Origin of the sequence: Actinopolymorpha pittospori (assembly GCF_014873875.1) — a bacterium.
In the GTDB taxonomy this organism is placed as follows: Bacteria; Actinomycetota; Actinomycetes; order Propionibacteriales; family Actinopolymorphaceae; genus Actinopolymorpha; species Actinopolymorpha pittospori.
Genome location: NZ_JADBEM010000001.1, coordinates 4,205,386 through 4,230,506 on the forward strand (window position 1 = coordinate 4,205,386; position 25,121 = coordinate 4,230,506).

The 25,121-nt window shown below is 69.0% G+C and carries 25 protein-coding genes; 13 read left to right on the forward strand and 12 right to left on the reverse strand.

What is annotated here, in order from left to right; genetic code table 11:
• Window positions 1-220: 220 nt before the first annotated feature.
• The 6 genes from HEB94_RS19910 to HEB94_RS19935 all read left to right on the forward strand — a co-directional run bounded on the left by HEB94_RS19910 (window position 221) and on the right by HEB94_RS19935 (window position 6,110).
• Window positions 221-988, forward strand: coding sequence for an SDR family NAD(P)-dependent oxidoreductase (locus HEB94_RS19910; RefSeq protein ID WP_192751291.1), 768 nt, complete (start codon window positions 221-223; stop codon window positions 986-988).
• A gap of 56 nt (window positions 989-1,044) precedes the next feature.
• Window positions 1,045-2,037 (forward strand): sugar phosphate isomerase/epimerase family protein, encoded by a 993-nt coding sequence (locus HEB94_RS19915; RefSeq protein ID WP_192751292.1) that lies wholly within the window; start codon window positions 1,045-1,047, stop codon window positions 2,035-2,037.
• Window positions 2,034-2,813: an SDR family NAD(P)-dependent oxidoreductase gene (locus HEB94_RS19920; protein WP_192751293.1), complete on the forward strand. Its 780-nt coding sequence runs from the start codon at window positions 2,034-2,036 to the stop codon at window positions 2,811-2,813. The genes HEB94_RS19915 and HEB94_RS19920 overlap by 4 nt, the downstream gene beginning before the upstream one ends.
• A gap of 57 nt (window positions 2,814-2,870) precedes the next feature.
• Window positions 2,871-4,040, forward strand: coding sequence for an enolase C-terminal domain-like protein (locus HEB94_RS19925; RefSeq protein WP_192751294.1), 1,170 nt, complete (start codon window positions 2,871-2,873; stop codon window positions 4,038-4,040).
• Window positions 4,041-4,096: 56 nt separating this feature from the next.
• A complete protein-coding gene (locus tag HEB94_RS19930) occupies window positions 4,097-5,104 on the forward strand; it encodes an acetamidase/formamidase family protein (RefSeq protein ID WP_192751295.1) in 1,008 nt (335 codons plus the stop codon).
• 88 nt (window positions 5,105-5,192) lie between these two features.
• Entirely contained in the window at window positions 5,193-6,110 is a 918-nt protein-coding gene (locus HEB94_RS19935) for an ABC transporter substrate-binding protein (RefSeq protein WP_192751296.1), read from the forward strand.
• A 1-nt stretch (window position 6,111) separates the two neighbouring features.
• On the opposite strand, the gene HEB94_RS19940 is transcribed toward HEB94_RS19935, so the two are convergent.
• From HEB94_RS19940 to HEB94_RS19955, 4 genes are read right to left on the reverse strand one after another with little or no spacing between them, the layout of a single operon-like run.
• Window positions 6,112-6,969 carry a metal ABC transporter permease gene (locus HEB94_RS19940; protein WP_192751297.1) on the reverse strand — a complete coding sequence of 286 codons (858 nt, stop codon included), beginning with the start codon at window positions 6,967-6,969 and terminating at the stop codon, window positions 6,112-6,114.
• Window positions 6,966-7,859: a metal ABC transporter permease gene (locus HEB94_RS19945; RefSeq protein WP_192751298.1), complete on the reverse strand. Its 894-nt coding sequence runs from the start codon at window positions 7,857-7,859 to the stop codon at window positions 6,966-6,968. Before HEB94_RS19945 ends, HEB94_RS19940 begins: the two co-directional genes overlap by 4 nt.
• Before the next feature lie 14 nt (window positions 7,860-7,873).
• Window positions 7,874-8,638 carry an ATP-binding cassette domain-containing protein gene (locus HEB94_RS19950; RefSeq protein WP_202896449.1) on the reverse strand — a complete coding sequence of 255 codons (765 nt, stop codon included), beginning with the start codon at window positions 8,636-8,638 and terminating at the stop codon, window positions 7,874-7,876.
• Complete coding sequence (locus tag HEB94_RS19955; protein ID WP_192751299.1) at window positions 8,635-9,600, reverse strand: metal ABC transporter substrate-binding protein; 966 nt, start codon at window positions 9,598-9,600, stop codon at window positions 8,635-8,637. Before HEB94_RS19955 ends, HEB94_RS19950 begins: the two co-directional genes overlap by 4 nt.
• Window positions 9,601-9,781: 181 nt before the next feature.
• Between HEB94_RS19955 and HEB94_RS19960 the strand changes: the two genes are divergently transcribed.
• Window positions 9,782-10,666 carry a hypothetical protein gene (locus tag HEB94_RS19960; RefSeq protein ID WP_192751300.1) on the forward strand — a complete coding sequence of 295 codons (885 nt, stop codon included), beginning with the start codon at window positions 9,782-9,784 and terminating at the stop codon, window positions 10,664-10,666.
• A gap of 51 nt (window positions 10,667-10,717) precedes the next feature.
• Here the strand turns inward: HEB94_RS19960 and HEB94_RS19965 are convergent, their stop codons facing one another.
• From HEB94_RS19965 to HEB94_RS19980, 4 genes are all read right to left on the reverse strand, one after another.
• Window positions 10,718-11,398 (reverse strand): hypothetical protein, encoded by a 681-nt coding sequence (locus HEB94_RS19965; RefSeq protein WP_192751301.1) that lies wholly within the window; start codon window positions 11,396-11,398, stop codon window positions 10,718-10,720.
• 113 nt (window positions 11,399-11,511) lie between these two features.
• Window positions 11,512-11,946, reverse strand: coding sequence for an organic hydroperoxide resistance protein (locus HEB94_RS19970; protein WP_192751302.1), 435 nt, complete (start codon window positions 11,944-11,946; stop codon window positions 11,512-11,514).
• Between the two features lie 195 nt (window positions 11,947-12,141).
• A complete protein-coding gene (locus tag HEB94_RS19975) occupies window positions 12,142-13,410 on the reverse strand; it encodes a glycosyltransferase (protein ID WP_192751303.1) in 1,269 nt (422 codons plus the stop codon).
• Between the two features lie 15 nt (window positions 13,411-13,425).
• Window positions 13,426-14,562, reverse strand: a complete 1,137-nt coding sequence (locus tag HEB94_RS19980) for a glycosyltransferase family 4 protein (protein WP_337917824.1) — start codon at window positions 14,560-14,562, stop codon at window positions 13,426-13,428.
• A gap of 475 nt (window positions 14,563-15,037) precedes the next feature.
• Between HEB94_RS19980 and HEB94_RS52580 the strand changes: the two genes are divergently transcribed.
• Both HEB94_RS52580 and HEB94_RS19990 read left to right on the forward strand, forming a co-directional pair.
• Window positions 15,038-15,994: a sensor histidine kinase gene (locus tag HEB94_RS52580; RefSeq protein ID WP_192751305.1), complete on the forward strand. Its 957-nt coding sequence runs from the start codon at window positions 15,038-15,040 to the stop codon at window positions 15,992-15,994.
• Window positions 15,995-16,351: 357 nt separating this feature from the next.
• The gene (locus tag HEB94_RS19990) at window positions 16,352-16,702 is read left to right on the forward strand and encodes a DUF6221 family protein (protein ID WP_192751306.1); all 351 of its coding nucleotides are present in this window, start codon (window positions 16,352-16,354) and stop codon (window positions 16,700-16,702) included.
• Window positions 16,703-16,817: 115 nt separating this feature from the next.
• Here HEB94_RS19990 and HEB94_RS19995 read toward each other — a convergent pair whose 3' ends face one another.
• The 3 genes from HEB94_RS19995 to HEB94_RS20005 all read right to left on the reverse strand — a co-directional run bounded on the left by HEB94_RS19995 (window position 16,818) and on the right by HEB94_RS20005 (window position 20,295).
• Window positions 16,818-18,104 (reverse strand): choice-of-anchor P family protein, encoded by a 1,287-nt coding sequence (locus HEB94_RS19995; RefSeq protein WP_192751307.1) that lies wholly within the window; start codon window positions 18,102-18,104, stop codon window positions 16,818-16,820.
• A gap of 449 nt (window positions 18,105-18,553) precedes the next feature.
• Window positions 18,554-19,273, reverse strand: coding sequence for a hypothetical protein (locus HEB94_RS20000; protein WP_192751308.1), 720 nt, complete (start codon window positions 19,271-19,273; stop codon window positions 18,554-18,556).
• A gap of 152 nt (window positions 19,274-19,425) precedes the next feature.
• Window positions 19,426-20,295, reverse strand: a complete 870-nt coding sequence (locus HEB94_RS20005; RefSeq protein WP_192751309.1) for a DUF72 domain-containing protein — start codon at window positions 20,293-20,295, stop codon at window positions 19,426-19,428.
• Window positions 20,296-20,408: 113 nt separating this feature from the next.
• Between HEB94_RS20005 and HEB94_RS20010 the strand changes: the two genes are divergently transcribed.
• The 4 genes from HEB94_RS20010 to HEB94_RS20025 all read left to right on the forward strand — a co-directional run bounded on the left by HEB94_RS20010 (window position 20,409) and on the right by HEB94_RS20025 (window position 24,507).
• The gene (locus HEB94_RS20010) at window positions 20,409-21,038 is read left to right on the forward strand and encodes a MerR family transcriptional regulator (protein WP_192751310.1); all 630 of its coding nucleotides are present in this window, start codon (window positions 20,409-20,411) and stop codon (window positions 21,036-21,038) included.
• Window positions 21,039-21,081: 43 nt separating this feature from the next.
• A complete protein-coding gene (locus HEB94_RS20015) occupies window positions 21,082-22,086 on the forward strand; it encodes a hypothetical protein (RefSeq protein WP_202896450.1) in 1,005 nt (334 codons plus the stop codon).
• Window positions 22,087-22,184: 98 nt separating this feature from the next.
• Window positions 22,185-22,874 carry a DUF4118 domain-containing protein gene (locus tag HEB94_RS20020; protein WP_273376007.1) on the forward strand — a complete coding sequence of 230 codons (690 nt, stop codon included), beginning with the start codon at window positions 22,185-22,187 and terminating at the stop codon, window positions 22,872-22,874.
• Window positions 22,875-23,097: 223 nt separating this feature from the next.
• The gene (locus tag HEB94_RS20025; RefSeq protein WP_192751311.1) at window positions 23,098-24,507 is read left to right on the forward strand and encodes a sugar porter family MFS transporter; all 1,410 of its coding nucleotides are present in this window, start codon (window positions 23,098-23,100) and stop codon (window positions 24,505-24,507) included.
• Window positions 24,508-24,536: 29 nt separating this feature from the next.
• Here the strand turns inward: HEB94_RS20025 and HEB94_RS20030 are convergent, their stop codons facing one another.
• Window positions 24,537-24,938 carry a VOC family protein gene (locus HEB94_RS20030; RefSeq protein ID WP_192751312.1) on the reverse strand — a complete coding sequence of 134 codons (402 nt, stop codon included), beginning with the start codon at window positions 24,936-24,938 and terminating at the stop codon, window positions 24,537-24,539.
• Window positions 24,939-25,121: the final 183 nt, after the last annotated feature.

Sequence of the window (25,121 nt, forward strand, 5' to 3'; positions counted from 1 at the left end):
TCCTAATGTTCTGGTCGCCGGGCAGGCGTGGTGCGCCGACGTTCACCCACCGCGGCACCTTCCGCGGACGCCTTGATGCAGCAATGTCAGCGGCACCGGTGCCGCTCTTGGACACTCCGGGAGCGATGCCCTGCCACTAGGTTGATCGTTGGAGACGCGCGCCGCGGCGTCGCGGACGCGGGTCCATGACCGACGAGGTGTGGGAGAGAGGTTCGCGTCCATGGGTTTGGAGTCGTTCGAGCTCGACGGCCGGGTCGCACTGGTGACCGGCGGCAACCGTGGCCTGGGGCTGGTGATGGCCAACGCCTTGGCCTCGGCCGGCGCGGAGGTCGCCGTGGTCAGTCGCCAACAGGAACAGGCCGAGCAGGCCGCGACCGAAATCGGCAAGGCGTCCGGACGCCGGACCCTCGGCATCGCCGCCGACGTCACCCGGGCAGATCAGGTCGAAGCGATGGTCGAACGCGTGGTCGAGACGTTCGGGCGCATCGACATCCTGATCAACAACGCGGGCATCAACATCCGAAAGCCGATCGAGCAGTTCGACGAGGAGAGCTGGGACCTCGTCCAGGCCACCAACCTCAAGGCGCCCTACCTGTGCGCGCGGGCGGTCTCCCCGCACATGAAGGCGCAGCGGTACGGACGAGTGATCAACATCGGGTCCATGCTGGGCGTGACCGCACTGCCCGAACGCGGCGCCTACTGCTCCAGCAAGGCGGCGGTGATCCAGCTCACCAAGGTGCTCGCCCTGGAGTGGGCCGGGCACGGAATCACGGTCAACGCGCTGTGTCCAGGGCCGTTCGCCACCGACCTGAACATCCCGGTACTCGAGAACCCCGAGACCAACAAGTACTTCGTCGACCGAATCCCGTTGGGACGTTGGGGAAACCCCGAAGAGATCGGCGGCGCGGCGATCTTCCTCGCCTCGGCCGCCGCCAGCTTCATGACCGGCTCGGAGCTGGTCATCGACGGAGGGTGGACCGCGCAGTGAGCGCCACAGGCAGTTCTACGGACAGCCCTACGCACAGCCCGGCGAAGAGCCGCACGATGAGAGTGGGCCTGTCCGTCTACGGCACCACCTACAGCATGGGACTGAACCGCTCGGCCGCTCGGCCGCGGATCACCGCACGCGGTCTGATGGACCAGGCACTCGGCCTCGGCCTGACCGGCGTCGAACTCCCCGCGACGATGCTCGAGGGCGGGGACATCCAGGAGCTTCGCAAGTACGCCACTGAGAACTCCCTGTTCATCACCGTCGACACCGGCGGGTACGACCCGGCGGCGCTCGCCAAGGTGTTCGAGCTGGCGGCCGAGGTCGGCTCGCCGACGGTCCGCACGGTGGTTGGTGGCGCGAAGATCGGTGGTGACCGGCGGCCGCTCGCGGGCCGCTGGCAGCCCTTCCTCGCCGAGGTGGGTGAGAAGCTCACGGCCGCGGCGCGTGAGGCGGAGCGGGTCGGGGTCACCCTCGCGGTGGAAAACCACCAGGACCTCGCGTCGGAGGAGTTGCTGTGGCTGTGTGAGTCGATCGGCTCGCCCCACTTCGGCATCAACCTCGACACCGGCAACCCGCTCGGCACCGCAGAGGAGCCGATCGACTACTTCCGCCGAGTGGCGCCGTACGTCAAGAACGTGCACCTGAAGGACTACTGGACCTACCTGAGCGAGGAGGGCTACCGGCTCGTCCGGTGCCCGATCGGTCACGGGATCACCGACTTCCCGACGCTGCTCGACATCCTCGACGCGGAGTCGCCGGGTGTGACGATGGCGATCGAGCTCGGTGCGCTGGAGGCACGCCACATCCGGGTGCTGGCCGCCGACTTCTGGCCCGACTATCCGGCCCGGTCCTCCGCTCAGCTGGCCGAGGCGCTCCGGGTCGTGTACGCCAACGCGAGAGGCGGCGGCGACTGGCGGACGCCGTTCGAACGCGGCGAGTCGGTCGAGGAGATCGTGGCCTACGAACAGCGGCAGCTCCTCCAGAGCGTCGCCTACGTCCGCGCACTGCAGACCGCCATTCCCACCTCGAACGGGAGCGCCTCATGACGACCGAGGACCTGACCGGGAAGGTCGCGCTGGTCACCGGCTCGAGCCGTGGCCTCGGCCGCCACTACGCGCTGGAGCTGGCGCGCCGCGGTGCCGACGTCGCGATCCACGACGTCAACGCCACCGCCGCCGCGCAGTTCGGCGAGGCGGAGTCGGGCCCGAGCGTGGCCGACGAGATCCGGGCGCTCGGTCACAAGTCCGGGTTCTTCACCGCCGACCTGACCGACGCCGCGGCGACGGAGAAGCTGATGGGGGAGGTGATCGACGCGCTCGGGCAGATCGACATCCTGATCAACAACGCGGGCGGCGACATGGGTGCCCGCACCCCCCGTCCGGACCCGAACAACGCGCTCGACATCGATCCCGACGACATTCGCTCGGTCGTCGAACGCAACGTGCTCACGACGATGTACGCGTGCAAGTACGCCGGACAGCACATGCGCGGTCGGCGTACCGGCAAGATCATCAACGTCGGCTCGGTTGCCGGCCACGTCGCGGCACGCAACGGCATCATCTACGCGGCCGCCAAGGCGGCGAACTCCCACTACACCCGGTGCCTGGCCGAGGAACTCCGGCCCTTCGACGTCAACGTCAACTGCATCGCACCCACCGCGACCTACACCGGCAGGTTCCTCGCCACCCGCACGGTGGCCGACCAGTCGGAGCGGTCGCGGCTGCAACAGGTCGCGCAGCCGGAGGACATGGCCGCCATCGTGTTGTTCCTGGCCGGACCCGCGTCCGACCACCTCACCGGCGAGACGATCGTGTGCTGGTGACATAGTCCTGTCGGAGACGAATCGCCCAGCCACTGCGACAGGTAGGACAACGCGCACATGAAGATCACCGACGTCAAGGTCGCGGAAGCGCCGATCGGCTCGCGCTTCAGCAATGCGGTCATCGACTTCTCGCGGATGACGGTTTCCGTGATCGCCGTCGAGACCGATCTCGTCGTCGGTGGCGAGCGCGTCGTGGGCTACGGCTTCAACTCCAACGGCCGCTACGCCCAGACCGGCATCTTGACCGAGCGGCTGCTGCCCCGGCTGCGGGAGGCGTCTCCGGAGAGCCTCCTCGATCCCGAGACCGGCATCCTCGATCCCGTCGCGGCCCGGTCGGTCATGATGACGAACGAGAAGCCGGGCGGCCACGGCGACCGCGCGGTGGCCGTCGGGATCGTCGACATGGCGCTGTGGGACGCCGCCGCCAAGGCGGCCGGACGGCCGCTGCACCAGGTGATGCACGAGCGGTTCCGGCTGGTGGACAAGCCGGCCGATTCCGTCTGGGTCTACGCCGCCGGGGGCTACTACTACCCGGACGGCACGCTGTGCTCCCTCCAGGAGGAGATCCGCGGCTACCTCGACCTGGGCTACCGCGACGTGAAGATGAAGATCGGCGGGGCGTCCCTGCAGGCCGACATCGAGCGGATCGAGGCGGTGCTCGGCCTGCTTCCGGAGGGGTGCCGTCTCGCGGTCGACGCCAACGGCCGGTTCGACCTGCGGACGGCGCTCGCCTACGCGTCGGCGCTGTCGGACTACGACCTGATGTGGTTCGAGGAGCCCTGCGATCCGCTCGACTACCTCAGCCACGCGGCGCTGGCGGAGGAGTACGCGGGGCCGATCGCGACGGGGGAGAACCTTTTCGCGGTGCAGGAGGTACAGAACCTCCTGCGCCACGGAGGGCTGCGACCCCACCAGGACATCCTGCAGATGGACCCCTCGCTGAGCTACGGAGCGACGGAGTACGCCGCGATGCTCGGCGCGCTGTCCAGCAAGGGTTGGCGAAGCTCGCAGTGCTGCCCGCACGGTGGGCACCTGTACAACCTCGCGGTGGCGGCGAGCTTCGGTCTCGGCGGCTGCGAGTCCTACCCCCGAGTCTTCGAGCCGTTCGGGGGTTTCGCGGACGACGCGCCGATCGAGGACGGCCGGGTCCGCCTCGGCGACCGCCCCGGCGTGGGGATCGAGGGCAAGGCCGCCCTGCACGACCTTGTGCGCCGCCTCTTCACCTGAGACCGTCGGCCGACCGACGTTCGCCCGTTCGACCCGCAGAAGGGACCCCACCGCTGATGGACATCCTCGAGTTCACCCCGGAGCCCGAGCAGTACGCCTACACCTTCGGCGGTGCCGCCCCGACGCACCGGATCAGGCCGGGAACGCTCCTGCGGCTGTGGAGCGACGACGCGTTCGGTGGCCGGCTGCGTACCATCACCGACCTGCCGAGCTCCCACATCGACATGCGTTTCTCCAACCCACAGACCGGCCCGTTCTACGTCGAGGGCGCCGAGCCGGGGGACACCCTGGTGCTGCACTTCGTCGACCTGACCCCCGCGCGCTCGTGGGGTGCCTCGGCGACGATCCCGTTCTTCGGCGGGCTGACGAGCACCGACCGTACGGCCACCCTGCAGGCGCCGCTGCCCGAGCGCACCTGGATCTACGAGGTGGACTCCGCCCGCAAGACGCTGAGCTTCCAGGCGCAGGGCAGCGACTTCGGTCTGGAGCTTCCGATCGAACCGATGCTCGGCACGGTCGGGGTCGCTCCTGCCGCCGGAGAGGTACGAACCTCCCTCGTACCCGACAAGTTCGGCGGAAACATGGACACGCCCCAGATCCGGCCGGGCGCGACCTGCTACCTCGGCGTCAACGTCGAGGGCGCGTTGTTCTCCGTCGGCGACGGTCACTACCGCCAGGGCGAGGGCGAGTCCTGCGGCACCGCGGTCGAGGGGGCCATGAACTCCACGATCCTCGTCGAACTGGTCAAGGGCGGTGCGCCGACCTGGCCGCGGATCGAGGACGACGGGCATCTGATGGTCGTCGGATCGAGCCGCCCGCTCGAGGACGCGTGGCGCGCCGGCCAGGTCGACATGGTCGGGTGGCTCGGTGACCTGTTCGGCCTGGACACCCTGGACGCCTACCAGCTGCTCAGCCAGATCAGCGAGGTGCCGCTCGCCAACGTCGTCGACACCAACTACAGCGTGGTGACGAAGGTGGCCAAATCGCTGCTCCCGGCCACGCAGGTCTACGGCGGGATCCACCGTCACCTCCGCGACCTGGCGGCCACCGTCTCCGGCTCCTGACCGCCGCGCGGGTCCGCCCCGGAATCCCCGCACCGCGGCCGCGGCGGATTCCGGCGGAGGGTAGCGTCGTGGTGGTGGGGTGTTCTCGGTGAGAATCGTGTCGCTGCTGCCCTCGGCGACCGAGATGCTGTTCGCGCTCGGTGCGGGCGACGACGTGGTCGGCGTGACCTTCGAGTGCGACTATCCGCCGGAGGCCCGGACGCGGCGGGTCGTCTCCACCAGTGCCCTGCCCGAAGGGCTGACCGCACGGGAGATCGACGCGGCCGTGACCGAGCGGGTGGCGGCCGGTGAGGATCTCTACCACCTGGACGAGGGAGCGCTTCGCGGTCTGGACCCGGACCTCGTCGTCACCCAGGACCTGTGCGCCGTCTGCGCGGTGGACGTCTCGATCGTCGACGACGCCCTCGCCTATCTCGGTTGTGACGCCCGGGTGCTCACCCTCGATCCACTGGACCTGGGACAGGTGCTCGCCTCGGTCACCGAACTCGGTCGAGCCGTGGGGCGTGAGGACGCCGCACAGTCCATCGTCGCCGGGCTCCGATCTCGGCTGGACGCGGTCGAGGCGGCGGTCGCCGGGCGCCGGCCCGTACCCACGATGGTGCTGGAGTGGACCGACCCACCCTTCGCCCCGGGCCACTGGGTGCCGGAGATGGTGACCGTCGCCGGTGGTACGCCGGTCCTCGGTCAGGTCGGTGAGCGCTCCGAACGCACCAGCTGGGACGCCGTGGCCGCGGCGGCGCCCGAGGTGGTGGTGTGCGCGCCCTGTGGCTACGACCTCGCCGGCTCGATGCGGCTCGCTGAGGCCGTCGTCGCCGAACGCCGTACGCCCCGCGGGGTTCCGGTCTGGGCGGTGGACGCCAACGCCTCCTTCGCCCGCCCGGGCCCGCGCCTGGTCGACGGGGTCGAGGTGATGGCCGCGCTCGTGCACCCCGATGCCGGGATCCCGCTCGACACCCGGCTGGCCCGCCGGCTGCCCGACCCGGGCTGGGCGCGCCGGACCGGCTGACCTACGGCGCGTCCGCGGTGGCGGGGGCCGGGGACCGGCGCGAGGTGCGGGACACGCGTCGGACGCCGCCGCGCGGGGCGACCACGAACGACACCGCGAACACCGCCCCGCTGATCAGCGCGATCACCCCGCCGGCCGCGACGTTCACCTGGCTGGAGATCAGTACTCCAGCCACCCCGCTGCCCGCACCCAGGAGCACCGCCAGGACGGTCATCACCGAGATCCGGTCGGTCCACAGCCGGGCGGTCGTGGCCGGGGCGACGAGCAACGCGATCGCGAGGATCGTCCCCACCGCCGGGACGGCCGCGACGACGGTGGCCTCGACCAGCACCAGCACCCCGAGGTCGACCGCCGTACGTGGGTAACCGGCCGCGGCGAAACCGGCCGGGTCGAACGCGCCGAAGGTCAGCTCCTTACCGAACGCGAGGAGCCCCAGCATGGCCACCAGGCCCACCGCCGCGGTCAGGACCAGGTCGCGGTCGCTCACGGAGAGGATGTCGCCGACGGTGTAGGCCGTGAGGTCCCGGCTGAAGCCGTTCTGCGCGGACAGGAGCACGACGCCGAGCGCGAACCCGGCCGACAGGGCCACGCCGACAGCGACGGTGAGATCCTGCCCGCGGGCACGGCGCAGCGCGAGGATTCCCGCGACGATCACCAGGCCGAACACGCCGCCGCCGAGGAAGATGTCCACGCCGAGCAGGGACGCGGCGACCACACCGGGAAACGTCGCGTGGGTGAGCGCCATCGTGTAGTACGACAGTCGGCGGAGTACGACCTGCACACCGACACCGCCGCCGATGAGGCCGACCAGGCCCGCCTCGAGGAGCGCCCGATGGGTCGTGACGTCGAGCCAGCTCACGGTGTCTCCAACCGGTTGGTGGGCTTGGCGTGTCGTCGTACGAACCGGCCCAGCACCGGCACCGTGACGGCGAGGAGGTACGTCAGGACCAGCACGAGAACGACCGTGCCGCCCGACGCCAGCCGGAGGCCGTGGTGGATCGACGCCTCGTAGCTCGCTGCCAGACCGAGCCAGCCGCTGAGTACGCCGACGAGCGCGGCCAACGGGATGAGCGGAGCGAGTCGGTCGGTGAGCGCCCGCGCGGTCGCGGCCGGGACGATGAGCAGTGCGATCACCAGGACGGTGCCGATGGCCCGCGCCGCCGCGACCACCACCAGCGCGACCAGCACGTTGGTCACGAGGTCGAGGACGTCGACGTGGTAGCCGGCGGCGCGGGCGCCCTCCGCGTCGAACGTTCGCAGCAGGAGCGGCCGACGCAGGAGCAGGAGCGCCCCGACGACCAGCAGGGTGACGATGCCGGTCTGCAGGATCTGTGTCTCGCTCACGGTCAACACCCGGCCGAACAGGAACGCCGTCAGGTCCGCGGTGTAGCTCGAACGCCGGGACACGAGGACGACGCCGACGGCGAAGAACGTCGTCAACAGGATCGCGAGGGCGGCGTCCTCGGTGACCCGTCGCCGGCGGGTGAGAAGCGTCAGGATGATCGCGGTGACCACCCCCGCCGCGAGCGCCCCCCAGAAGACACCGCCCTCTCCGGTGCACAGGAAGCCGATCACCAGGCCGGGAAACACCGTGTGCGTGAGCGTGTCGGTGACGAACGCGAGCCGGCGCAACAGGACGAGCAGGCCGACCGTACCCGCGAGGGCGCCGAGGATCACCAACTCCAGCAGTGCCCGCACCATGAACGGCGTCCGGAACGGCTCGATCAGTACGTCGTAGAGAGGGTTCATCGGGAAGCCACCACTCATGCCTCGGCCACGATGACATGGTCGCCCGCGAGTTCGAGGGCGCGGCCGCCGTACGTCGCCCGCAGCCGGTCCGGGGTGAGAGTCGAGGCGGTCGGCCCGAAGCCGTACTGCCGGCGGTTCAACAGGCACACCTCCTCACAGGCGAGGTGGGCGATCGACAGGTCGTGTGTACTGACGACGATGCTCGCGCCGCCGGCCTTCAACTCGGCGATCGCGTCAAGGAGCGCTTGCTGGCTCACCGCGTCCACACCGTTGAACGGCTCGTCCAGCAACAGCAGGGCGGGCTGAGCGGCGATGGCCCGGGCGAGCAGCACCCGCTGGCGCTGCCCGCCGGACAGGACGCCGAAACGGTCCCGCGCGCGGTCGGCCAGACCCACCCGGTCCAGCGCCGCCGCGGCCAACTGGCGGTCGCGGCCCGACGGCCTGCGGAGGAAGCCGATCTGCCGGTAGCGGCCCATCAGCACCACCTGGGCCACCGAGACCGGGAAGTCGGCGTCGAGGGTGTCGACCTGCGGTACGTACGCCACCCGGTGGCGGACCTTCGCCGGCTGCTGGCCGAGCACCCGGATCTGTCCCTCCACGACCGGGAGGAGTCCGAGGATCGCCCGGATGAGCGTGGTCTTGCCGGCTCCGTTCGGACCGATCAGGGCCACCGCCTCGCCTGGACGTACGGCGCCGTCGACCCTCTCGAGGACCGGCGTACGCCCGTAGGCGACTCGCGCCTGGTCCATGACGAGGGTGGGCGGAGGGGACGCGCTCACTGGCCGAGCGCGTCGACGAGGGTGTCGGTGTTGTGCTCCTCCATCTGGAGGTAGGTCGCACCCGCCGACCCAGCCGGCCCGAGCGTGTCGCCGTAGAGGGAGTCCTCGCCGGCCTCGACCTTCACGCCCGCCTGCTTCCCGATCGCCTCCGCCGTCTTGGGCGGCAGGGAGGACTCGGAGAACACCGCCGTGGTCCCGGTGTCCCTGATCCTCGCGACCAGATCGCTGATCTGCTTGCCGGAGAGTTCGGCGGAGGTGTCGAAGCTCGGGATGATCGAGCCGACGAAGGTCAGGTGATAGCGGTCGATGTAGTAGCCGAACGCGTCGTGGTTGGTCACGAGCTTGCGTTGGGCCGCCGGGATGGAGTCGATCTTCTCCGCGATCTCGGCGTCGAGCGTGTCGAGTTTCCCGTCGTAGGCCCGCAGGTTCGCCTCGTACTTCGCCTTGTCCGCGGGATCCGCCGCCTCGAACGCGTGCGCGATGTTGCCGCTCATGATCTTGGCGTTGCGTGGGTCGTGCCAGATGTGCGGATCCCCGTCCGCCTCCTCCTCGCCTTCGCCCTGGCGGATCTTCACGCCCTTGCTGGTGTCGACGAGGGTCCCGTCGAAGCCGGCGGAGGAGATCGTCTGGTCGAGCCACTTCTCGAGTCCGACGCCGTTCTTCACGACCACCTCGGCCTGCGAGATGGCCTGGATGTCGGCCGGGGACGGTTCGTAGTCGTGCGGATCGACGTTGGGCTTGAGGATCTGGGTCACCTGGACCCTGTCGCCGCCGATGTTGCGGGCGAAGTCGGCCACCTGCGTGGTGGTCGCCACGACCCGAAGGGGCTGCTCCGCCTGCCCGGTCGCACCCGCTGTCGGCGCCGGCTGCCCGGCCGCGTCCGACTGACCACATGCTGCCGTGAGGGCGAGCAGACCGGTGCCTGCGATCACTGCCGCCAGCCGGCCCTTGCGAGAAACCATGACCTACTCCCAACCCGAGGAACAGCGCCCTCGGCGTGTATCCGAACGGCAGCCACCCTCGCAGTGGATGACAATGATTGTCAATTCCGTTGTCGTCTGGCCCGGATGTGGCATGACCCACACCGCGTCGGTTGTGGGCGTTCGCGTTGTCGGTCGCGACGATCCGGGGCATGGTTGGGTCGTGGACCTCGACGAAGCCGCCCTGCGGCTGTACGGGCTGCCTCCGGAGGAGTTCACCGCGGCGCGCAACGACCTCGCGAAGCGGACGAGCGCCGACGGCGACACCGCGACCGGCACGGCGATCAAGGCCCTGCGGAAGCCGACGCTCGCGGCGTGGCTCGCCAACCAGTTGGTCCGTGCCGACCCTGACGGCGTCTCCGAGCTGACCAAGCTCGGAGAGGAGCTGCGGGAGGCTCACCTCAGCGGCGACGGCGACCGGCTTCGTGATCTCTCGCCACGGCGACACGAGCTCGTGCAGAAGCTCGTCCAGTCCGCCCGCACGCACGCGAAGGACGGCGGCCACAAGGTGACGGACGGGGTGGCCGACCGGTTGACCGAGACCCTCGACGCGGCACTCGTCGATCCGGACGCGGGCCAGCTGCTGCGATCCGGTGTGCTCACCAGCGCGCTGCGTCACGTGGGGTTCGGCGTCGTCGACGAGACCGGTGAACCCGCGCAGGTCATCCCGATCCGTACGACGCCCACCGAGCGGAGGACCGCGCCGGGCAAGGCGGACAAGGCCGCCCGGCGCAAGGACGAGGACCGAGGCGGCGACGCACGGCGGCGCAAGGAGCTTCAGGAGAAGGTCGCCCAGGCCACCGCGGACCTGGACGCGGCGGAGGCCGAACGGGCCCAGGCCGAGGCCGAACTCGACGCCAACGAGCACCACGTCGACGACATGCGGACCGCCGTCGAACGGTTGACCGAGGAACTCGACAAGGCCCGCCGGGAGTTGCGGAAGGCGGAGTCCAGGACGGCCTCGCTCGAACGCTCGCTGACCAGCGCGACGCGGGCCGCGGCGACGGCCCGTCGGCGACTGGATGCGGCCCGCACCGCGCAGCCCTGAGCGATCCGCCGCCGGGCGCGCGCGCCTCAGCCGAAGCCCATCGCCCGCGCCTCAGGTCTCGAGGCCGTACGCCACGAGGTCGGCGACCAGCTGTGCACGTTGCCTGGCGGCGTATTCGCGGGTGAAGTGCGGGATCTCGAGAATGTACCTGCAGCGGTCGCGCGGCATGAGCCGAAGAAACTCGTCCATGTCAGCGTGGATCTGGTCGAGGATCAGACCCCCCGCGACACCGAGGAGGTCGATCAGCTTGAGGCGCCCGTCGGCTGACCGGAGTACGTGATCCTCGAGATCGATGCCCATCCAGAAAGGCACGTACTCCCGGCACTCGCGATCGAGCGCCTCGACCAGGCGTCGGAGCTGTCGCAGGTCCGGATCGGGGTCGGCACCGTCGTGCCAGCGCTGGAGGAACGCCGTCTCCTCAGCGGCCTCGACCGGTGCGAGGTACTCCAGCACCGTGAGATGGCCGCCACCCTCGAGTTCGGAGGCGAAGTCGATCCGCGGCAGGTACGGACTGCCCTCCGCTCGCCGGCAGAGTTCCAGGAACCACGCGTAGGACGGTTCGAAGGCGCTGATCCGCGCCGCCAAGGCGGCCCCGGGTGAACGGAGTGCGACGGCCCAGTCGCCCTCGCCACACTTCACCCACCCATGGGTCTCCAGCCGGGTGCGCGCCTGGCGATGGTTGAGAGCCGGCCACGCCACTCCGGCGAACACGCGCAGGTCCGGGTCGCTCACGGACGCAGGCTAGGACGGTCGTGGGGCCGCCCGCGAGTGTTTGTGGGTGGTCGGTCGATCTTGGACGCTGCCCGAGCCGCCGGGAGCGCGGCTCGGGCACCTGAGTGTCGGCCTCAGACGGCCTGGCCGTTGGCCGTCAGCTCGACGTCGATGTTGCCGCGGGTGGCGTTGGAGTACGGGCAGACCTGGTGGGCTGCGCGGACGACCTCGACCGCCTGGGCGGCGTCGGTGACCGATGGCAGCGTCACGTCGAGCGCGACGCCCAGCTTGAAGCCGCCGTCACCGGTCGGCAGCAGGCTCACCTTCGAGTTGATCGACACGTCACCGGTCTCCAGGCGCTGACGACGCCCGACAACGCCGAGCGCCCCTTCGAAGCACGCGGCGTAACCGATCGCGAAGAGCTGCTCGGGGTTCGTCCCGCCACCTTCGCCGCCCATCTCCTTCGGGCTCCGCAGATCGACTTCGAGCATCCCGTCGGAGGTGCGGCCGTGTCCTTCGGCGCGCCCGCCGGTGACGGTCGCCTCAGCGGTGTACAGGACCTTCGCCATGTCGTTCCTCACTTCGTGCGATGGATACTCGTCCACTCTGGCACACGCGGTGAGTGCCACCGACGTGCTTCGCACCACATTCCACCGAACTCGCCACAGGTCGACCAGCCCCGGCTACCGAACCGCCCGGTGCCGGGGTGGATCAGCCTGGACCAGACATGGATCAGACACGGATCAGATCTGTGCGGCGTCTCATCAGACGGCGCGCGACGCCGGCTGCGACCCGACCGCCACCGACCAGCGGTCGGTCGTGCGGGCGACCGAGGAGTGGACGCCCAGCATGGCGTCGATCGTCGAGCGCCACGGGTATCGCTCGGCTCGCCGGCGTGCGCCTTCGCGCCGCTCCAGAGGTGGCCGGGTCAGAACGGCCCGGACGGCGGCCGCCAGCATGGCCGGCTCGGGCGGAGCCCAGGCTCCCGCCCCCGCGTCGAGGAGTTCGCGGCCACCGCCCTGGTCGGCGGTCACGACCGGCGTACCGCAGGCGAGCGCCTCGAGGATGGCCAGCCCGAACGTCTCCACCGGACACACCGACAACGCGACGTCGGCCGCGGCGAGCCGGACCGCGAGCGCCGTGCGGTCCGCGACATAGGGATGGAAGATCACCGGCGCGTCGCCGGCCATCCGGACCAGTGTCTCGCGGTCGGGGCCGTCGCCGTAGACGTCCAGCCGGAACGCGAATCCCTGCCGGTGCAACTCCACCGCGGTCGCGATGGCGAGGTCCGGCCGCTTCTCCATGGACAGCCGACCGGCGTACACCAGGCGGGCCATGTCCGCCACGTCCGCCACGTCCGCCGCGACCGCCGGCCGCCGATCGACGTCTGAGTACGTCAACTCGACGTTGCCTGTGCTGGGACTGTTGGACGACGCGGCTTCGGAGCCGGCGTCGTCGTCCGTGTCGGAGTCGTGACGACGGTCGGGATGGAACGTCGTGAGGTCGACACCGAGAGGGATCCGGTGGACGGGTCGGCCACCGAGCCGGGCGAACTCCTCGGCGGCGAAGGAGGAGGTGACGACGATCTCGTCGAAGGACCTACGCAACACCCGGTTGACGGTGTTCGTCCCCGTGACGAGACCGCGGCGCCAACCGAGGCGCGGCGCGAGGTGGGTGTCGAGTCGCTCGTGGGAGAGCAGCACGCTACCCGTGCCGTTGCGCGCGGACCAGCGGGCGCCGGCCACCATGGTCGACTTGTCCGAGACCTCGATACTGGTGGGCCGAAGCCGCTCCAGCACGTCCTGGACCCGCCAGGGCTCGACGACGACCCGGTAGGACGTACCGGGCAGCTGCGGCGAGCGGAGCATCACCGTGACACCGTTCTCGTCCTGCCGCCAGCAGTCCTTCGGGCCCGGGATCACCAGCGCCCGCTCGTGTCCCGCCGCGAGGTAGCCGCGTCCGAGCGCGTCGACGGCCGTGCGCAGACCGCCCGACGTCGGACCGTAGAAGTTCGCCAGCTGAACGATCCGCATCGAAGTCCTCCGTCCTCAGGCCGCGAGCGGCGGTGTCGCCGCCGACTCGACGACGGCCCGGTAGTGCACGTCGATCAGGTCGTCCAGGATCCGCTCCCAACCTCGGCCGACCACCGAGTCGCGCGCGGCCAGCCCCATCTGCGCACGGAGTTCGGCGTTGCCGGCGAGGTGGCGTACGGCGTCGCGGAAACCGCCCATCGCCGCCTCCGACTCCTCCGGTGGGTAGAGCATGCCGGTGCGGCCCGGTGTAACCAGGTCGAGCAGGCCCCCGGCGGCGGGCGCGACCACCGGAACGCCGCTCGCCAGCGCCTCCTGTGCCGCCTGGCAGAAGGTCTCGTGGGCGCCGGTGTGGACGAAGATGTCGAGGGAGGCCACCGCCTGGGACAGCTCCTCACCACGCAGCATGCCCAGCATCACGGCCTCGGGCACGGCATCGCGAACGTCGTCGGTCGCGGGTCCGTCCCCGACCACGACGAGCCGGGTGCCGGGCAGGCCGGCGATCGCGCGCAGCAGGTGGACCCGCTTCTCCGTCGCCACCCGCCCGACGTACCCGACCAGCGTCTCGCCGTTGGGGGCCAGACGCCGGCGAAGAGACGGGTCCCGGTGGGCGGGGTGGAAGCGTTCCAGGTCGACGCCCCTTGGCCAGCAGAACAGTCGTGGTACGCCGATCTGTGCCAGCTGGGCGAAGGCCGCCTGGGAGGGCGCCAGGGTTCGACCGGCCCGGGCGTACACCCGGCGCATCCAGGCCCACAGCGCGCGCTCCACGCCGACGAAACCGTACTGCTGGGCGAAACCCACGACGTCGGTCTGGTAGACGGCGACCGTGGGGATGCCACAGCGCTCGGCGGTCCGCAGCCCCGACATCCCAAGGACCAGCGGCGAGGCCAGGTGGACGACATCGGGTGCGAACTCGGTCAGGGCCCGCCGGACCGCGTTGTCTGGCAGGCCGATCGGAAACTCCGGGTACATGGGCAGGGGCAGGCTCCGGACCCGGACCACGGGCGTCTGCCCGTGTGCCTCACCCCCGGGACCGGGCGCGACGACGAGGGCCTGGTGGCCACGCTTCACCAGGTGATCCACCAGGTGGCGCACGGAGTTCGCGACCCCGTTGACCTGGGGAAGGAACGACTCTGCGACGACGGCTACTCGCACAGCCGCCACCGTGGCCGTCGCAGGTGAACCTGCGGGACAGATCGTGTGGACGTTCAGCGTCGAATGCGTGAGCCGTTGCCTGCGCGCCGCTCACGCCACGGCGATCGGCGGTAATCCGGGCGACCGGCATCGGTCATCGACCCCGATCCAGGTCGCGAGAACGCTTCGGATCCGGTCTGGAACGGGGGCTGATAACAAGATCGGAGCCAGCCATGAATCCGATCTTGAAAGGCTCGGGGAGTTGGAACGATCAAACCGGCTGGCCGGCCGCGGGGGAGTGCGGTACGGCGGGTGTGAGAGCGATCTCGGCGATTCGCCGGAAGCGAGGCATCCTTTAGGTAGCAGGGGTCTTGTAGGCGTTCGGCCGATCCGTAATTGATCATGAAAGGGATCCCGGCGGGCGAGGAATGCGTTCTGAGGAGCTGCTCCGAAAGAGTCTCGGAGTCGAGCCGGCCGCCGGATCGGGGAGAAGTGCATGGGTCTGGTAGACGATCAGCGGGCGCCAGGCGGCGAGCTACTCCACGTAGCGCTGTTCTACACCCATATATCGGAATACGTCGACGGGGTTCTCGGTGTGATCGACAGCCGGAACGGGGAGCGACCGACCCTGGTCGCGGTGTCCGCCCCGGTGATCGACCTGTTGCGGGAGAAGCTCGGGGACAGAGCCACTGGCATCCATTTCGTCAATGTCCGGGAGGCGGGAAGAAACCCCACCCGGGTGACGCCGGTCTTGTTGCGGTTCGCCGACGAACACCCCGACCAGCACATCGTCATCGTCTGTGAACCGATCTGGCCGGAACGCACCGCTGCCGAGTACGGCGCCGCCGTGCAGAGTGAGGCGCTGGCCAACCTCGCCTTCGCGGGCCGAACGGCCACCATCGTGTGCGCCTACCACGTCTCCACCGTGCACGGGGCGATCGTGCACGACGCCGCCGTCGACGACGCCGTACGCACCCACCCGGTCGTCGTCGACTCCGACGGCGACCGTTGGGAGAGCCTCCGCTACGCCGACCAGGTGCAGCTGGCCACGGACGCGTTGCACCCGCTGCCGAAGCCTCCGACGGCGCCCGAGACCCTGACCTTCGAGGTCGCCGACGAGGGCGAGCTCCGCGAGTTCGTCACCACCCACGCGACGCGGGCCGGCCTGCGGGGACGCCGTCTCGACGACCTGCTGTACGCCGTGGCCGAGGCTGCGAACGACATCGTCGCGCGAACGAGCGGGCCCGACCGCCTACGGATCTGGCGAAGCGACGAGCGGCTGGTCTGCGAACTCCACAGCACCGGCCAACTCGATCCACTCGCCGGTCGGTTGCCGGAGGACGGCGACTCCCGCGGTCTGTTGCTCGCGAGCGAGGTCGCTGACCTGGTGCAGATCGACGCCCACCCGACGGGGGCGACCGTCCGGATCCATGTCGACATCCAGCGGCAGTGAGGGTTTGGAGCCTTGCTGCAAGCCCGTGTTGCCGGCCTGTGCACGGGTCCTTCGACACCGAGGGCGGGTACGCCGTGCAAGGGTGCGTCAAGGAAGTGTCAGGAACGCGCCAGGTGTGCTTGACGAACTGAACGCGCCGTGAACGCCGTGCCAGCCAATGTCTACTGGCGTCAGGTTCGCCTGGCAGGTCGGCCCCAGCGTGGACTGCGGAAACGACCGCGGAGCCCCACTCCGGGCGGCGTGGGCCGGCCACCCGAGACGCGCGTTAAGGCTTCTTTACACGTAATCTCGCCTCCATGCACTCGGCGGTACTGCTGTCGTGTGCTGACCCTGTGGACGAGTGCGAGGAGTGGCGTCATGATCGACCTGCCGAACTATCTCTCACTGGCGGGATTTCTCCTCACTCGCTACGACGAGGACGAGGCGATGGCGCGCGAGGCGGCGTTCCGCCAGTACACCGGCGTCGATCCCGCCGAGGATGTGGATCCGACCACGTTCGCCGCCCACTTCACCGCTTCCCTCGCCCTCACCGACATCAATGCCAAACGCCAGATCGTCGACCGCTACCGGGAGCTTGTCACCGACCCCGACTTCGGTGTGGATCCGGAATACCGCAGCGCGTTCTACGAGTACGAGCGCCACGTCCTACCGTCGCTGGCGGCTCCCTACGCCGACCACCCGGAGTTCGAAGCCAAGTGGCGGCACTGAGACCTGTCGACGGTCGGGGGTGAGACCCGACGCGGCCCGCACCATCGTGGTGCGGGCCGCGCTGCGAGGAGTGTCTGTCTCGCATGTCAGCACTGGACGTGCTGGGTGACTGTCATCAGCCCGCCGGGGTGATGCCGGCGTAAGCTCGGCCGATCTCGACCTTGGAGCCAATCGGGAGACCGGTCCCGGCGCCTGTGATGACGAGCTCGATCATGGTGACCTCGATCGTCCGGGCGTCCCTCTTGATCTTGAAAAGGTTCACGGTGACGGCGCCGTTGAGGAGTTCAACCTTGGTGTTCGGTTTCACCTTCAGCGAGGACAAGGCTTCTCCGGCGATCACGAGGTTGACGAATTCCGACCCGGCTTCACTGAGTTGGATCGGACCGCTGCCGGCCCGCGTCGCTGTGGCAACCGCCTTGACCGTATCGGCCCGGATGAGGCCGTTGAGGATGTTGACTGAGGCGATCGTGTCGGTCACCGTGCTCGACGCGTTCGAGGCTGTCGTGCTGCCCACCCCGGTCGAGGTCGCCGCGCCGGTGACAACCACGTTGCCGGGAAGGTGGATGGAAGCGATGGTGTTGCTGGTGTTGCCTCCTGTGCAGGGCACCTTGGCGAGTGCGGTCGGTCCGGAGCTCACCGCACCGTCGGCGAGGGTGATCCGGGTGGCAAAGCCTTGACCCTTGAGGAAGCCAACCGCGGGTTTCGTCAACTGTGCCTTGGCGTTGGCGATCCAGACGTTGAAGTCGGCGCCTGGCACCCACGGGTTGTTCGGCAACAGGACGAGGTGGAGTGCGGTCGTGATCGCCTCGCGACCGCCGTCGACGACCCGGTTGATCTGCCGGTTGAGCTCGACGTATCCCACCGTGCCGAGGACCGGAAGGGCGAGGTTGATCCTCGTGTTGGGTGCCGGGTTGAGGCCGACGCTGACGCCGAGGATCCTGAGGTCTGCGATCGAGGTGCTCTGTACGGCGCTGTAGGTCGACCCGTTGAAGGTCGTCCGCGTCGAGGTCTGGATCAGCCCCGACGTGATGATTCCGCCGAGCAGGTTGATCCCGTTGGTCTGCGACGTCGCGACCGCGGTCCGTGTGTTGCCGGACTCGAGCGCCTGCACACGCGTCAACTGCGCTGACACGCGACCGAGAGTGAGCGGGAGTACGACCAGCGAACTGTTGTTGAAGTCGGTCGTGCCTGGTGCGGCACCACATGCGATGTCGCTGTAGGCCGTCGGGCCGCTCACGACCGTCTGAGCACCGTTGAACACGTAGGTGCCGTATGCCTGTGCGACGTACCCAGGCTTGGCCGTGGCAGCCTGCGCCGGTGCAACGGCGATGAGGGGCGCGGCGGCGATGCCGACGGAGACGAGAACGCCGGTGCCACGTCTGGCGAGGGTGGCTAGGTGCATCGTGTCCTTCCTGGAACATGAAGTAATGCGGAGTAATCGCGTAATGTCTGACCGTAGTCGCGTTCCGGGTCGCGCAGCCGCCAATAGATTGTTGACACCTGCATGTGAAGGAACTGTCATCGTCGATGTGCGAGATAACAGCTAGGGCCTCGCTCCAACCGGCCTGACTCGCGGCGTCGCTCACTGTGCGGTGCGTCTCTAGCCATCAGGTGATGCGACCAGTTGCTGGTCTGACCGGAGCGTGTCGCTGACCCAGCGTTCCTACGCTCTTCACCACGACGGATCCGGAGCGACACACGTGCGAGCGCGTTGTGACCGCGCTGAGGAGCAGAGGATCCCACGTCGTCGACGCGCGCGAGGAGATGGTTCTTTCGCCTACCGTGACATCGGCACGGTTGTCTGTCGCCAAAGCGTCGTAGGCCGGCAGGTCCCAGACTCGACGTCGAGCGTTACGACGCAACCTGCGAGACCTCGATGCGCATGTGGAAGTAGAGCTCACCGTGGTTGAGGGCTGACGGTAGGCCGGATACGGATTCCTCCGCTCGCCGATAGGCCGCGAACCACCTTCGCGGCTCGACCCTCACCTGGGGGGCCGGGTCGCCGGCCAGCATCGTCAACGCATCCTTGACGAGGGCGTGGAACTCTGTCCAGGGAAGTCCCGGTCCCGGCCGGAAAAGCTCCGGCGGGGGCTGTCGTACGGCGTTCAGGCGCGCGATCAGGAGCAGGAGATCGTCTGCCTCGTCAGGTTGGATCCCGATGGTGGGCAGAAACTCGAGCACCATGACCTCCCGGTCCGCACGCTCGACCACATGCAGGAGCCGGGGAGTCGGGAAGTCGGTCGAGGCGAGGAACCTGTACTTCGCGGACTCCGCTGCCGAAGCATCCACGCTCTCCGGGAAGTGGGGGCCTTCCTTGAAGAAGAAGGTCCGCGTACGCCGAGACCGGTCGATGCAGGAGTGGCGAAGGGTGAGGATGAGCGAGTTCGATCCGCCGTGCAGTCCTTGTTTCACGTGGGACGTCCAGGCTTGGGCGTCCACCGCGGACGCGAACCCGGGCAGACATGGTTGGAGGTCCGCCCAGGTCAGGCCATAAGGCAGCGGGCTGGGGCGGGACTCGACTCGCAACGGCGAGAGGCGTGCCGGAGTGAGGTGTGCCGCCTGTTCTGACATGCCGCGCCCTCCCCGAGGGGTGTGGACAATGTGTGGTGCCGTGACGCCGGTTCTCGCGAGCCGATCCACGCGAGCGCGGCGCGCCCCGTTGCGGACCGTGAGCAACCCTACTCGCGTGCGGTCGTTGGTTCCGGGTGCGTGTAGAGCCCCGATCAGTCGTGGAGCAGGCGTGTCAACTGCTCCGCGTTGGTCTGGGCGTAGTCGCGGTAGCAGTTGTTCATCAGCACGTGGGTGGTCGGTGCCTCGTCCGCGAGTCCGCGCAGGTGCGGCACCCATGCGAGGAGCTCCTCTTCGGAATAGAGATAACCGAAGCGCTCGTAGATGTTTCGGCTCTCCCACCTGTCGCTGTGCCCGTGGAACCGTACGACGGCGAGGTCGCCGGTGACGGCGAGCACGGGAGGGATCGAGCTCCGGTAGCCCTGCGGCATGTCGACACACACAAAGGGGACGGCGTAGGACCGGAGGAAGTCCAGCGTCTCCTCCCGGTTGTCCTCCGACATCCAACTGGCGTGACGAAACTCCACGCTGACCTGGTACGGCGCACTGCGCTCCTTGACCTCCAGGATGTAGTGCTTGTTCCTCCTGTTGATGCCGAACCACGGCGGGAACTGGAAGAGCAACGACCCCAGCTTGCCCGCGTCGTACAACGGCCCGAGCGCCCCGAGGAACCTCTCCCACACGGCGTCCACCGACGTGGCGTCCAGATCCTTGAGGTAGAGGTTCTTCTTCTCCGTCCGCGGACGCAGGTCCTTGTACAACGCCGAGGTGCGAGCCGGGTGCTGGGTCAGCAGCGAGAACGCCTTGACGTTGAAGGTGAAGCCCTTCGGGGTTCGCGCCGCCCACAGTTCGCTGTTGCGGGCGTTCGGAGGGGTGTAGTACGTCGAGTCGACCTCGACGAGTGGGAACTGCTCGGCGTAATGCCGCAGTCGCTTCTCGGGGGTGTCGGCGTCGGAGGGGTACCAGCCCGACTCGAGCAGCGTCTTGTCGGTCCACGAGGCGGTGCCCACGAGCAGGTTGGCCACAGGTTCGATCTAGCCGCGTCGCCCGGCCCGGAAACCGGTCGACCACCGGGCGCCAGGTCCTCGCTCCGAACAGGTAGTAGACAGCGCCGCTATCCGATAGTTAAGCTATCTGTATGCGCATGGCCGAACTGAGCCGGGTGTCCGGCGTCTCCGTACCGACGATCAAGTACTACCAACGGGAGGGCCTGCTCCCGACCGGCGAGCTCTCCACGCCCAACCAGGCTCAGTACGGCGAAGCGCATGTCCGACGACTTGCTCTGATCCGGTCCCTCCTCGAGGTCGGAGGCCTGTCCATCGCGGAGGTGGGAGTCGTGCTCTCGGTGATCGACACTCCGGGCCGGCCGACACACCACATCCTCGGCGCCACGGTCCATGCGCTCACCCCGGCTGGACGGGGCGAGGAGGCCGGGGAGGAGTACAAGCAGGCGATCGACGACCTGATCGCGCGCCGTGGCTGGCGGGTGGACAGGTCGAACCCGGCCCACGCGGTCGCCGCGGGAGTGCTGGCCCGATTCGACCAGTTGGGTCAGCGGCAGATCTTCGACGCGGTGGACGCCTACAGCCGGGCGGCCGAGGTGATCGCGGAGGCCGACCTCGCCGCGGTGGCCGCGACCGAAGGTCGAGACGCACGGGCCGAGACCGCGCTGCTCGGCACCGTCCTCGGCGACGTCCTGATCGGCGCCCTCCGTCGACTCGCGCAGGAAGACGTGTCAGCCAAGCAGTTTCCACCACCGCCGAAGTAGCTGGCTCACATTCACAGGGGGAGTAATGACTACCACGCCCGCCATGCCCACTCAGGCAGGACAGACAGGACACGCAGCATACGAACCAGGCCGTGGCACCCGCCTCGCACAGGCGTTCCGGTGGCACGTGCCGTTGATGACACTCGCGGCTCTCATGGCCGTGGTGGGAGTGGTCGCGATCGTCGGCATCCTCGTCGACGACCGGGTCCTCACCGGCCTACCCATCTGGGCCAAGCCGACGAAGTTCGCCCTCTCGATCCTTCTCTACTCCGTCACCTGGGCCTGGTTCATCAGCCAACTCACCCGCCTCCGTCGCACGGCATGGTGGATGGGCACCGTCGCTGCCGTCCTCCTCGGGGCGGAGATGGTCATCGTCGTCGGCCAGGTGATCAGGGGCACGACGAGCCACTTCAACGGGACCACCCCGTTGAACGCCGCGCTGTACCAGATGATGGGGATGCTCATCGTGGTGGTCTGGGTGGCCACCCTGGTCGTCGCCCTGATCATGTTCCGCAACCCTGGCCCGGACCGCGCCCGCAACCTCGCGGTCCGCGCGGGTTCGCTCGTCGCGCTCGTCGGTATGGCGCTCGGCTTCCTGATGACCCTCCCGACGAAGCAGCAGATCGCCGAGGACTCGCCCTTCACCGGTGCCCACACGGTGGGTCTGGCCGACGGTGGACCCGGGTTGCCGCTGCTCGGATGGAGCACGGTCGCCGGCGACCTGCGGATCCCGCACTTCGTGGGCATGCACGCGCTCCAGTTGATCCCGCTGGTGCTGATCGGGCTCGAGCTCCTCGCGCGCAAGGTGACGTTGCTTCGGCAGGAGAAGGTACGGGCCCGGCTGGTCGCGGTGGCGGTCGTCGGGTATCTCGCGGAGCTGGCCCTGCTCACCTGGCAGGCGCTGCGGGGGCAGTCGATCGTCCGCCCGGACCTGCTGACCGGTCTCACGTTCACCGGGATCGTGGTCTGCGTGGGCGCGGGCGTCCTGGCCGCCCTGCGCGCCGGCCAGAGCCGGTCGGAGAGGTCGCTTTCGACGCGATCCTCCTGACTCGCAGGGTGCTGTGGCGGCGCGGTCCCTCCGCGCCGCCACAGTCTGCTGGCGCCCACGACGCCGCGCTGCTAGACAGGATCGCGGGAGGTACGCCCATGCGCCGCTACCTCGACCGAGACCGGCTTGCACTCATAGCGGCAGTGTTGGCACCGCTTGCCGTCCCCGCGATGCTTGTGCCGTTCCGCGTGAGTTTCTCCAACACCAACTCCGCGCTCATCCTGGTCGTGGTCGTCGTCGCCGTGGCGATCATCGGCAACCGGGTCGCGGGCGCGCTCGCCGCCTTGTCGGCCGCGGTGTGGTTCACGTTCTTCCTGACTTCGCCGTACGACGAGTTCGTGATCGGCAAGGCGGCCGACGTCACCACCGCGGTCCTGCTGCTCGTCGTGGGTCTGGCCGTCTCGCAACTCGCGGCGCACGCCCGCCGGTTGAAGGTCGTCGCCATCACCGACGCCCGCTATCTCGGCCAGATCCACGACACGGCCCGGTTGGCCCAGTCCGGCGCGTCGGCGAACACCGTGGCGACGCAGGTGCGGGAGCAGTTGGTCGACCTGTTGCAGTTGCGGGGATGTCGGTTCGAGTACGGCACTCTGCTCGGTCACCCGCCCCGGCTCGAGTCGGACGGGACCATCGCCACTGGCCACGCCCGCTGGAACGTCGAGCGCCACGGCCTGCCGCCCCAGGAGATCGAGCTTCGCGCGTCGGGAGGGGAGTTCTGTATGGACGGTTCCTCCTCCAGCCCAGCCCTGGAAGCGTTCCCACCCTCGAGGCACGTCTCGTCGCGGTGACCCTGGCCGACCAGGTGGGCGCCGTCTACGACTCCGAGCGTTCCGCCGGCGGCGCCCGATAGGGCAGCTTCTGGACGCGACCGTGATCGCGGCCCGCGCTCGGCCGCCCAGATTCCCTCGTCCGTCTCGTGGGCATAGGCGATGGTGTACGCCGGGGGAAGCCCGGCCGTCGGCCGAGTAGCCATCGAGGCCGGCGGGGCCGCGCGACCCGAGAGAGGCGCCCATGCCGGCATCCAGGGCGGAGGAGCCCCAGGCGGCGCACCCGACCTCCCGGCAGATCAGGCGGCACCAGACCACCATCGCCGTGATCGCCACCCAGGGCGGCTTCCTCTTCGGTTACGACACGGGCGTGATCTCCGGGGCCCTGCCCTACATCCGGCAGGACCTCGACCTGTCGGCGGCCACGCAGGGATTCGTCGTCAGCTCGCTTCTCGTCGGCGCGGCGTTCGGCGCGACCTTCGGTGGCCGGCTGTCCGACATTCTCGGCCGCAAGACCTCGATCCGACTGGCCGCGCTGGTCTTCGTCCTCGGTACGCTCGGCTCCGCTCTGGCGCCCTCTGCTGAGCTTCTGATCGGTGCCCGCGTCATCCTGGGGCTGGCCGTCGGTGCGGTTTCCGCGACGGTGCCGCTCTACATCGGTGAGATGTCGCCGGTCGAGCGGCGCGGCCGCCTGGTCAACCAGAACGAGCTGATGATCGTCAGTGGCCAGTTGGTGGCCTTCATCGTCGACACGATCATCATCCACGTCCTGAGCCAGACCAGCGCGTGGCGTTGGATGCTCGGTGTCGCCGTCATCCCGGCGATCATGCTGTTCATCGGCACGTTCTTCATCCCCGAGACGCCGCGGTGGTACGCCGCGCGCGGACGGTACCGCGAGGCCGAGGTGGTCCTGCGCACGGTGCGGGTGCCACCGGTCGTCCAGTCGGAGTTCGCACTGATCCGCGAGACCGCGGAGTACCGACACACCCATGAGAGCCGGAGCGGGTGGGTCTACTTCCGCGAGCGCTGGATTCGCAGGCTCACCCTGGTCGGTTTCGGGATCGCCGTCTGCCAGCAGATCACGGGCATCAACACGGTCATCTACTACGCGCCGACCATCCTGGAGGACACCGGGCTGGCGGCCCAGTCGTCGGTGGCGGCGTCGATCGCCGTCGGCGCGATCGGGGTGATCGGGACCTGCATCGGGATGTGGTTGCTCGGACGGGTACGACGCCGACCGCTGTTGATCATCGGGCAGATCGGGACGACGACGTCGCTCTTGGCGGTCTCCCTCGCCTTCCAGTTGGGGGAGTCGACCGGGCGCAGCTACCTGATCCTGTTGTTCATGGTCGTCTTCGTGTTCTTCCAGCAGTGCTTCATCTCCACCGTGACCTGGCTGCTGCTCTCGGAGATCTTCCCGATGCGGATCCGGGGTTTCGCCATGGGGATGGTGGTCTTCGTGCTCTGGATGGTCAACTTCCTGGTCGCGCTGCTCTTTCCGATCCTCACCGCGTCGATCGGGCCGACCCCGACGTTCCTGGTCTTCGTGGTCCTGGGAGTCGCGGCCATCGGGTTCAGTACGACGACCGTTCCGGAGACGAAGGGGCACACCCTCGAGGGGCTCGAGCGTGGGTTCCGTTCGCGGTACGCGTAGCGCTCGGGCGAGCGCCTCAGCGGCACCGGTCAGGCGAGGTTCAGCTGCCAGGAGACGCCGAACCGGTCGGCCACCCAGCCGAACCTCGTGCTGAAGCCGTACGACCCGAGCGGCATCAGCGGCTGGCCCTTCTCCGCCAGCGCGGCGTAGATCCGCTCGAGTTCGGCCTCTGTCGCGCAGTCGACGTAGAGAGAGATCGCCGGGGTGAAGCCGAACCCGTGCTTCACGCTGCTGTCCATGCACATGAGCTGCTGACCCGCGAGGGAGAAGGTGGCGTGCTCCACGCTGCCCTCTGCGCCGGGTCCCTCGGCGCCGTAGCGGGCGATGGCAAGCACCTCCGCGTCCTCGAAGAGCGACAGGTAGAACGTCATCGCCTCCTCGGCCCGCCCGTCGAACATCAGCAGGGTGGTGATCTTCTGCGGTGCTGGCATCGCGTCGTACTCCTCGTGGTCAGTGGCTGCGTCGCGTTCCAGGGAGTGTTTCAGCGGCCACTTATATAAGTCAAGGCTGGCTGTTCGGCGTGTCCGGCGAGTCCGGTGTGTCCGGTGGGACGCGTGTCGAGTGCGCGGCCAGGTCCCGTCGCGTGGGTGCCGTAGTGATCGTGCGTCGCGCAT